Origin of the sequence: Acidiphilium sp., from assembly GCF_049977125.1 — a bacterium.
Lineage (GTDB): Bacteria > Pseudomonadota > Alphaproteobacteria > Acetobacterales > Acetobacteraceae > Acidiphilium.
Genome location: NZ_JBMFGY010000030.1, coordinates 22,489 through 32,456, shown reverse-complemented (window position 1 = coordinate 32,456; position 9,968 = coordinate 22,489). Strand labels below are relative to the sequence as shown.

The 9,968-nt window shown below is 68.2% G+C and carries 8 protein-coding genes; 1 reads left to right on the top strand and 7 read right to left on the bottom strand.

Annotated elements, in window-relative coordinates:
* The 7 genes from ACP5E6_RS07160 to ACP5E6_RS07130 form a co-directional block, all read right to left on the bottom strand.
* On the bottom strand, positions 1–734 hold a 734-nt coding region (locus tag ACP5E6_RS07160; RefSeq protein ID WP_427953265.1), incomplete at its 3' end, for an adenylate/guanylate cyclase domain-containing protein.
* 111 nt (positions 735–845) lie between these two features.
* Positions 846–1,061: a ribbon-helix-helix domain-containing protein gene (locus ACP5E6_RS07155; protein ID WP_427953263.1), complete on the bottom strand. Its 216-nt coding sequence runs from the start codon at positions 1,059–1,061 to the stop codon at positions 846–848.
* Positions 1,058–3,643, bottom strand: a complete 2,586-nt coding sequence (locus ACP5E6_RS07150; protein WP_427953261.1) for an MMPL family transporter — start codon at positions 3,641–3,643, stop codon at positions 1,058–1,060. Before ACP5E6_RS07150 ends, ACP5E6_RS07155 begins: the two co-directional genes overlap by 4 nt.
* Positions 3,644–3,817: 174 nt before the next feature.
* Entirely contained in the window at positions 3,818–4,819 is a 1,002-nt protein-coding gene (locus ACP5E6_RS07145; protein WP_427953259.1) for a TAXI family TRAP transporter solute-binding subunit, read from the bottom strand.
* A 44-nt stretch (positions 4,820–4,863) separates the two neighbouring features.
* Positions 4,864–5,814, bottom strand: coding sequence for a prolyl aminopeptidase (gene pip / locus ACP5E6_RS07140; protein ID WP_427953257.1), 951 nt, complete (start codon positions 5,812–5,814; stop codon positions 4,864–4,866).
* Positions 5,801–6,952: a DegT/DnrJ/EryC1/StrS family aminotransferase gene (locus ACP5E6_RS07135; protein WP_427953255.1), complete on the bottom strand. Its 1,152-nt coding sequence runs from the start codon at positions 6,950–6,952 to the stop codon at positions 5,801–5,803. Before ACP5E6_RS07135 ends, pip begins: the two co-directional genes overlap by 14 nt.
* Before the next feature lie 69 nt (positions 6,953–7,021).
* A complete protein-coding gene (locus tag ACP5E6_RS07130) occupies positions 7,022–8,911 on the bottom strand; it encodes a polysaccharide biosynthesis protein (RefSeq protein WP_427953253.1) in 1,890 nt (629 codons plus the stop codon).
* A gap of 161 nt (positions 8,912–9,072) precedes the next feature.
* On the opposite strand from ACP5E6_RS07130, the gene ACP5E6_RS07125 reads away from it, so the two are divergent.
* Positions 9,073–9,968 (top strand): proline dehydrogenase family protein (locus ACP5E6_RS07125; RefSeq protein ID WP_427953251.1); only part of this gene is annotated, 896 nt, incomplete at its 3' end.

Here is a 9,968-nt window from a genome sequence, read left to right as displayed (position 1 = left end):
ATCTGGAGCGATAACCGGGTTTTGCCGATGCCGCCAGGACCGAGCAGGGTGATCAGGCGATGGGTGCGCAGCAACGAAGCGATCGCCCTGCCATCCGCCTCGCGACCGATGAAACGGCTCGCCTGCCGCGGCAGGTTGTTCGGCCGCGCATCGAGCGAGCGCAGCGCCGGAAACTCCTGGTCGAGATCGGGGGTGCGCAGCTGAAACACCGTCTCGGCTTCGATCAGATCCTTCAGCCGGTGGCGGCCGAGGCAGATCAGCGCGGCGTCCGACGCCAGCATCGGCCGCGCCGCCTCGGCGGCCGCCTCGGAGAGCAGGATCTGGCCACCATGGGCAATGCCGAGCAGCCGGGCGGCACGGTTCATCGCCGGGCCGAAATAATCACCCCCCCGCGCTTCGACCGCCCCGATATGGATGGCGATTCGCACCGCCAGACCGTCGATCGCGGCGGTATCCAGCCCCGCCAGGGCGTGCTGCGCCGCCATCGCCGCGTGGAGCGCCTGATGCGCGGTCGGGAACGAGGCGAACAGACCATCGCCGGTGGATTTGAACACCGTGCCGCCCGCCTCGGCCACGGCGGCGGTAATCAGCGCGTCGTGCCGGGCGATGATCCGCCCCATCAGGGTCGGGAACCGCTCCCAGCGGGCGCTTGAGCCTTCAATGTCGGTCAGCATGAAGGCCAGCGCCTGCCGGGCCGGCGCCTCGGCGGCGATCACCTCGATCTCAACCGACATCGTCCGCCTCACCTCCGCGTGTTAATTGTTTCGATCCGCCACATACCACCATCGGCGGTGCCGGGAAACCATAAAAACCACCCGCCCCAAGCGCTCACCCGCCCCAAGCGCTCACACCCCGGGCGGTCGCGCGGCCAATGCCGACACCCGCAGCGCCGAGGCGAGCGCGTCCGTGGGGTCGCGCGTGTCATCGATCGCCGCGATCAGCGCGGTCAGGCTGATCCCGCGCGCCGCCGCCATCGCCTCCAGCGCCGCCCAGAACGGCGGCTCCAGCGCGATGCTGGTGCGATGACCCGACAGGCTGACGCTGCGTTTTTCGAGACTCATCGCCGCGTCGCGGGGGGCGGCAGGGCATAGAGCAGCGCCGGCAGAAACATGAAGGTCGCGATCAGCACCGCACCGAGGCTGATCAGCAGGACGGCGCCCAGACTCGCGGTGCCGCGATCATGCGAGGCGGCCAGCGAGCCGAACGCGGTTCCCGTGGTCAGTGCCGAGAACAGCACCGCCCGCGCCGTCGCCGAGCCGAGCAGGTTGCGCATGCCGGCGCGCCAGTTCATCACGAAATAGACGTTGAACGACACGCCAACCCCCATCAACAGCGGCAAGGCGATGATATTGGCGTAATCGAGCCGGATGCCGGCGAGGCGGGCGAACAGCGCGGTCAGAAATGCCGAGAGCGCGAGGGTTGCCACCACCAGCGCCGAATCCCGCACCGAGCGCAGGAACACCATCAGAATGACGGCGATCGCCACCGCCCCCAGCGCCGCCGCCTCGCGAAACGCGCCGAGAATGGTCTTCGCGGTCGCCACCGTGGTCGCGGCCGGGCCGGAGACCACCTTCACGATGCGCTGCGCCGCCGCCACGAAGCGCCACAACCCGGCGGAGGTCTGTGCCGCCGCCGTGGGGATGATTTGCAACCGCACCCGGCCATCGGGCAGGAACCAGTCCTGCTTCACCGCCGCCGGTAAATTGGCTTCGGTGATCCGCTGCGCCGACAGCGCATCGTTCAGCCGGTTCAACTCGCCGGGCAGATAATACACCAATGCCGTGTTGGCTTGCATCAGCCGCGCATCCGGCAGGGTTTTCAACCGCTCCAGCGCGCGGCCGATGCCGAGCAGCGGCGAGGTTTTCGGCAATTGTGCGGCGATGTCGGCGATCTGCGCCGCCGCCTTGGTCGCGGCCTCGCGCAGGCGCGCCGGCGTGACCGGCGGCACCGGCCCGCTCGCGAGCGAGGGGGCGAGAATCCCCTGGGTCTGCGCGATCATCGCGAGTTTGATGGTCTGATGGGTCGGCACGAAGGTCGTGCCCGAAATCACCTGCGCCACCTCGGGCAACGCGGCGAAGCGTGCCGCCAGGGCGCGCGCCGCCGTCAGGTTCGGGGCCAGAGCGTCGATATAGAACGGGTTGGTCACCGATTTGCCGAGCAGGGTCTTCAGGGTTCGCATCGCCTCGGTGTCGGGGTTCTGGGTGTCGAGCGGGTTGGCATCGAAACTGATCGTGCTCGCCGCCCCGATCCCCGCGAGCGCCAGCAGGGCGAACACGACCAGAACCGGCCGGCCATGCCGGCGCAGGCTCCGATCCCCCCAATCGCCCAGCGCGAAGCCGATCCGCTCGGCCTCGCCGCGCGGCTTGGTGAAGGCGAGCAACGCCGGCAACAGCGTGACGGTGCAGAAAAATGCGATGAGCATGCCGACGCCCGCGATCTCACCCAGCTCGGCCACGCCGATGAAGCTGGTCGGCGCGAAGGCCAGGAAGCCGCAGGCGGTCGCCACCGAGGCGAGCGCGATCTGGGTGCCGGCCTCATCGGCCGCGCCGACCAGCGCCATGGCCGGATCGCTCTCCCTGGTGCGGACATCGCGCAGCCGCACGCAGAACTGGATCGCGAAATCCACCGCCAGCCCGACGAATAAAATCGCGAACGCCACCGAAATCAGGTTCAGCGTGCCGATCGCGATCGCGGCGAAGGTGAGGGTGAGCGCGAGCCCGGCGACCAGCGTGATCAGGATCGGCACGATCATGCGCCACGAGCGCACCGCCAGCATCAGCCAGAGTGTGATCAGCGCCAGGCTGATCGCGAGGCCGAGCGCCATGCCCTGGGTCAGGCTGGCGAATTGCTCGTCGGACAGGGGGATCTGCCCGGTGTAGTTCACGCTGGCCTGGCCCGATTTCACGCTCGGCAGACCCGCCGCGATCCGCCGCAACGCCGCCGTGGCGGCACCTCCCGGTTCGAGCGTGCCATGGTTGAGCACCGGATGGATCAGCACGAACCGCACATCGCCCTGTTCGGCGGCGACCCCCGGCGTGAGCAGCGCCTGCCAGGAAATCGGCGTCGGATGCCCCGAAGCCGCCTGATCGAGCGCCGCCTTGAAGCTTTTCAGCTGCGAATCATAGGGTGTCAGGTCGGCCTGACCGGTGCTCACGCCCACCGCCATCAGATCGAGCGCCTTGAACAACCCCGCCGCCGATGGATCGGCGGATAATTGGCCGAGAAACGGCTGCGCCGTCACGATCGAGTTCAACAGCGAGGCGAGTTGTTTCTCGGGCAGCAGCAGCAGCCCGTCGTTGCGATAGAACCGCCCGGTGCCGGGGCGCGTCACGTCGATGAAATTGGTCTTGTCCGCCGCGATCCCCTCGGCCAGCGCCTTCGCCGTCGCGTCCGCGCCTTCGGGCGTCACGTCGCGCACCACCGCCACGATCAGATTGTTGAACTGCGGAAACGCGCGGTCGAAGATGATCTGTTGCTCGCGCCACGGCAGCGAACGGGCGAACAGATGATCGGTGTCGGTGTCGATGCCCAGATGATGCACCGCATAGACCAACCCCAGCGCGATCACCACGGCAAAGCCGAGCGACACCATCAGGGCTCTGCGGCGGCTCAGATCGACCAGTGTCACAATAAGTTTCCGCATCAACCCACCCCGAATCCGATCCGCCCTCCATAGAGCGAAAACCCGGACAGGCAACCATCCGCCGCCCGGATCGGGAGCATGATCGCCCCTGGTCGATCATGCTCCCGTCTTTGTTTGACGATCAATTTCATCGCGCTCGACCGACGCAACAGCGTCAACCTCAAGCGATGAACTCTAGCTGCGAACCAGCCGGGACGGCGCGGCGAAGCCGTGGCGGCGCAGTATTTTCGCCGCGCCGGGATGAATGGCGATCGGGTCGTCGCCCGCGATCCAGTCCGATTTCGGCCCGACCCTGCCGGCGCCGATCAGCGCGGCATCGAGCAGATCGGCCTGGCGGCTCAAGGCGGCCTCGGTCAATTTTTCGACCAGCGCATCCGGCAGATCCGCGCGGCCGATCGCGATGGTCTCGGACCCGATTGTCGCGACCGCCGCGGTCTGCCGTGGCAGGCTGGCGCGCGGGATGATACTGCCGACCAACCCGGGGGTCGCCCGCCGCATCGCGATCTCCTGCGCGCGGCTGACGCCGATGAGGTTGAACCCGCCATGCGCCGCATCGGCGCGGATCGCCGGCAGCGGGGTGACGCCGAGGAAGGCGCAGGCATCGATCCTGCGCCGGCGCAGCAGGTCGATCTGTTCCAGATAGAGCCCGGCAACGGCGAGGCGCGGCGTAATGCCGACCGCGGCCAGCAGCGCGGGCGTCAGCATCTCGCTGCCGCCGCCGGCCGGCCCGACGCCGAGCCGCCTTCCGGCAAGGTCGCTGAGTTGCTTCACGGGACCATCGATCGGGGCGAACACCTGCCAGGTCGCCTCGAAAATCGGAAACAGCGCGCGAAATCCCCGCAGCTTGACGTGGCCGGTCCACGCCGCCTGCCCCAGCCACGCCTGATCGGCGACCGCCAATGTCGTCAAGCCGAGCTGGGCCGCGTTCTGCTCGACCAGCAGGATATTGGCGGCACTGCCGCCCGATGCCCGGTAGGAGACCGCGATCGGCGCGAGTCTGCTGGCCTGCTGACCCCAGGCGGGGCCATAGAGCGCGAAATCGCCACCGGGTTCGCCGGTCGCCATGGTCAGCGGCACCAGCGGCGGACCGGCCGCCGCCCGCGCCCACGGAATCGCCGCCGCGCTGGCGAGACCGCCAGCACCCGCCCGCAGAACCGAGCGCCTGAGCAATGCCATCTCTGCTCCTCTCCTGATCCTGAAACACTCACCCCTGATTGGGGCTAAATCAGGGCACGCGCCCGATCCAGCCCCGCCAGCAACGCGGCGCGTATTCCCGGTTCCAACGCTGAATGCCCGGCATCCGGCACCATGGTCAGCCGTGCGCCGGGCCACGCCCGCGCCAGTTCGAACGCGGTCTGCGGCGGGCAGATCATATCGTAGCGCCCCTGCACGATCTCGGCCGGCACGTGCTTGAGCCTGTCCATATGGGCCAGCAGCCCGCCTTCGGGCAGGAACAGGTCGTTGGCAAAATAATACGCCTCGATCCGCGCGAGCCCGATGGCGGTGCGGTCATGCGCGAAGGCGGCCACCGTCTCGAAACTCGGCATCAGGGTCGAGCACGAACCCTCATAGACCGACCACGACCGCGCCGCCGGCACATGCACATCCGGGTTCGGATCGCAGAGCCGGCGCAGATAATTGCCCAGAATATCGCCCCGCTCGGCGGGAGGCAGAAAATTCACCAGCGCGCCGTGTGCATCCGGGAAAAACTGCGCGAGGCCGTGCAGAAACCACGCCACCTCGATCGGGCGGCCAAGGAAAATACCGCGCAGCACCATGCCGGCGACACGTTCGGGATGCGCCTGACCGTAGGCCAGGGCGAGGGTCGAGCCCCAGGACCCGCCGAACAGGATGAACCGTTCGATGCCGTGAAACGCACGCAAGGCCTCGATATCAGCGACCAGATCCTGCGTGGTATTGGCCTGCAGCCCGCCCAGAGGGGTCGAGCGACCCGCCCCGCGCTGATCGAAAATCAGCACCCGCCAGATCGCCGGATCGAAAAACCGCCGATGCACCGCCCCGGCCCCGGCGCCGGGGCCGCCATGCAGAAACAGCACCGGCTTGCCGCGCGGATTGCCGACCTGCTCCCAATAGATCACATGACCGTCGCCGACCGGCAGATAGCCGGTTTGATACGGACCGATCTCGGGATAAAGGTCACCGCGCGGCATGCAGACCCAACCCTTCGAACGCGCCGATCACGCGGGCGACCTGCGCATCGCTCAGATCCGGGTGCAGCGGCAGCGCCATGATCCGCGTCGCGACATCCTCCGACACCGGCAGCCTCGCCCCGTCATGCGCGCCCGCATAGGCCGGCTGGTGATGCAGCGGCTTGGGGTAATAGATCGCACTCGGCACCCCCCGGCGTTGCAACGCCGCCTGCGCCTGTGTCCGCGCCGCTTGATCGGCGAACAGCACGGCATAAATCGCCCAGGCGCTGGCGCTCCCGGCGACGCGCGCCGGCACCGTGACGAACGGCGCAAGCCCCGTATCATAGGCGCGTGCGATCGCCTCGCGCCGCGCCAGCTCCGCCTCGAACACCGCCAGTTTCGCGAGCAGCACCGCCGCCTGCATCGTATCGAGCCGCCCGTTCATGCCGATGCGCTGCACGTCGTAGCGCGTGGCGCCCTCGCCATGGCTGCGCAAGCTGCGATATAGCGCCGCGCGCGCGGGGTCCTCGGTGAACAGCGCGCCGCCGTCACCATAGGCGCCGAGCGGTTTGGACGGGAAAAAACTCACCGCCGTCGCCGTCGCCGCGTGGCCCAGCCGCGCGCCGTCCAGCGCCGCGCCGAACGACTGCGCGCAGTCATCGAGGGTGAACAGATCATGCCGCGCCGCGATCGCCCGCAACGCCGGCCACGGCGCCGGCTGGCCGAACAGGTCGACCCCGATGATCGCGCGCGGCCGCAACCCGCGCTGCGTCGCCGCTTCAATCCGCCGCTCCAGGTGATCGGGGTCGATCTGGAACGTTGCCGGGTCGATATCGACGAATACCGGCGTCGCTCCGAGCAGCAAGGGGACTTCGGCGGTCGCCGTGTAGGTGAATGCCGGCAGAAACACCGCATCCCCCGGGCCGATGCCTTCCGCCATCATCGCGATCTGCAACGCATCGGTGCCGGAACTGACGCCGATGCAATGCGCCGCGCCACAGAATGAAGCGAGTTGCTGCTCGAGCTCGGCGACTTCCGGGCCGAGGATGAACTGGCCGTGCGCCATCACGGCATCGATCCGGGCGCGCAACCCCGGCCCCAGACGGGCCTGCTGGGCCTTGAGGTCGAGGAAGGGGATCGGCGGTTCATCGATATCCATGCGCTGGCCTTATGGAACCCTTTAGAACAAGGCAAGCGGTTCCTGCGTGAAAAGACACCGGCGCACCACCTATGAGGACAGGATCTGCTTGCGGTCGGGGCTGAACTCGGGGATCAGGCGCTGCAACAGCGCGATGCCGGACGCCGCATCGCCGCGATCGACGATCGCGGCCACCTCGTCGAGCGCCCGGCCGATGATCGCCGGGTCGGCGACTCGGGGGGCGGCCATCAGGAGGCCGGGAAACCCGGTTTCGATCGGTTTTTCGGCACCGTGGAACAATTCCTCGAATAATTTCTCGCCAGGCCGCAAGCCGGTGAACCGCACCGCGACGTCCACATCCGGCCGCAACCCCGCCAGCCGGATCATCTGGCGCGCCAGATCGACGATTTTGACCGGCTCGCCCATGTCGAGCACAAAAATCCCGCCGCCCGCGACCGGCAACGCCGCCCCCGAAGCCCCCACCACCGACGCCTGCAACACCAGCGACACCGCTTCACGCACGGTCATGAAATAGCGCCGCATGTCCGGATGGGTCACGGTCAGCGGTCCTCCGCGCGCCAGCTGCCGGCGAAACAGCGGCACCACCGAACCGGTCGAGCCCAGCACGTTGCCGAACCGCACCGTCACCGTCTTCATCGGCTGGCGCTGCCGTCCCGCGACATCGAGACCCTGTGCGTACATTTCCGCGAGGCGCTTGGAGGCTCCCATCACCGAGGATGGATTGACCGCCTTGTCGGTCGAAATCAGCACCATCAGCGCCGCCCCCGCGCCGCGCGCGGCGTCGGCCACATTGCGGGTGCCGAGCGCGTTGGTCGCCATGCCCTCAAGCGGATTCGCCTCGACGATCGGCACATGCTTCAGGGCGGCGGCGTGAAACACCAACTCCGGCCGCAGTGCCGCGCAGATCTGGTCGATCCGCGCCCGGTCGCGCACATCCGCGATCACCGCCTCGCGCGGCAATCCTGAAAACAGCTCGGAAATCTCGAGATCGATCTGCCAGAGGGCGAATTCGCTGGCATCGAGCAGCACCAATGCGGCCGGCCCGAATCCCGCCACCTGCCGGGCCAGTTCCGAACCGATCGAGCCGCCGGCGCCGGTCACCAGCACCCGCCGGCCCTGGATCAGCCGCGCCATCCCCTCGCGATCGAGCGCCACCTGCGGCCGGTTGAGCAGATCCTCGATCGCGATCGGCCGCAACGACGCCTCGCCGGTGATGGTCGGGGCCAGAGCGGTCGGGCTGGGCGCGCGGGCAACCCGCAGACCCAGAACCTCCGCCGCCGCCATGATCGCGCGCAGATCGGCGCCGATGATCTCGGCACTCGCGACAATCAGCACCGAGGGCATCTGCTCCGCCGCGCCCAGGCGGTCGAGCACGCTGGTCAGCTGTTCGATCGTTCCCAGGATCGGCACGTTATGGATGCGCCGCCCGATCTCCCGGCCCGAAGCCGACAGCAGGCCAACCACGCGCAACCGGCGATTGCCTTCGCGCGCCAGAGCCGCGAGGAATAATTCCGCCGCCTCGCCATCGCCGAGCAGAAGTGCCGCATCGGCATCGGCGTCGGCCGCGTCACGCGGCGCGCGGGCGATGCGATAGAGCAGGCGCGGCGCGGTCAGGCCGAGCGCGAAGGTCAGCACCAGAAGAACGGGAAAACTCGCCGAGGGCAGCGCCGCTCCGACACCGACCAGCAGCAGGACAATGAGCAAGGCCGCGAGCACCGCGATCGAGGCGATGGCGGTCAGGTCGGGCAGCGCGGTGAAACGCCAATGCTGGCGCGCCAGACCGAACGGCACCCCGATCAGCCAGATCGCCGCAGTGCCGGCCAGCGGCAGCGCGGCCGGGTTCGGCATCGGGTGGGACGGATTGGCCAGCCATCCGGCCGCGATTACCGCGAGGGCGGCGAGCAGCCCGTCCAGAGCGAAATTCACCGCGATACGAAACTGGCTGCGCCCGAATGTCATGACGAGATCACCGATAGCTCAATTGCGCTTCCGCGTCATTGGGGGCCGCGCAGCGATCGGGGATGGACGAAAAAATCGATAAAGAAGTGTTGAATCGCGATGGCGAACAGGTGTAACCCATTGCTGCCGAGGGGTGTCACCTTTTCACGGAGCGCGGTAACATGACGGTCTCAACCATGGGCGTAAAACTCGATGACGAGGTGCGCGCCCGTCTGCGCCGCGTTGCCGAGCGCGAGGGCCACACGCCGCATCATCTGGTCAAGCAGGTCATCATGGCCGGGCTGGAGCGGCTGGAACGCGGCGAAACCCTCGTGGTGCCGCCCGATGAACCGGCGAGCGTTCCGTTCCTTGGTTTCGCGCAGGATGTGCAGCCGCAGGGCGTGTTGCGCGCGGCGATCACCAGCGCTTACCGGCGGCCCGAGCCCGAAGCGGTGGCGGCGATGATCGATGCCGCGACCCTGACCCCGGCCCAGTCAGACCAGGCGCGGCGGACCGCGCTGAACCTGATCACAGTCCTGCGCGCGCGGCGGAGCGCCGGGCTGGTCGAGACCTTGTTGCAGGAATATGCGCTGTCGAGCCAGGAGGGTGTCGCGCTGATGTGCCTCGCCGAGGCGCTGCTGCGCATTCCCGATGCCGCGACGCGCGATAAATTGATCCGCGACAAGATCGGCGCGGGGGATTGGCACCGGCATGTCGGGGAGAGTCCGTCGCTGTTCGTCAACGCGGCGACGTGGGGGCTGCTGCTGACCGGGCGGCTGACCGCGACATCGAGCGAAGCCGGGCTGAGTTCGGCATTGACCAAACTGCTGGCGCGCGGCGGCGAGCCGATCGTGCGGCGCGGCGTGAATATCGCGATGCGCCTGATGGGCGAGCAGTTCGTCATGGGCCAGACGATCGCCGAGGCGCTGGCGAACGCGCGCAAACGCGAGGCCAAGGGCTTTCTGTATTCCTACGACATGCTGGGTGAGGCGGCACTCACCGCGGCCGACGCGGCGCGGTATTACCGCGACTACGAACAGGCGATTCATGCAATTGGCGCGGCGGCGCGCGGGGCGAT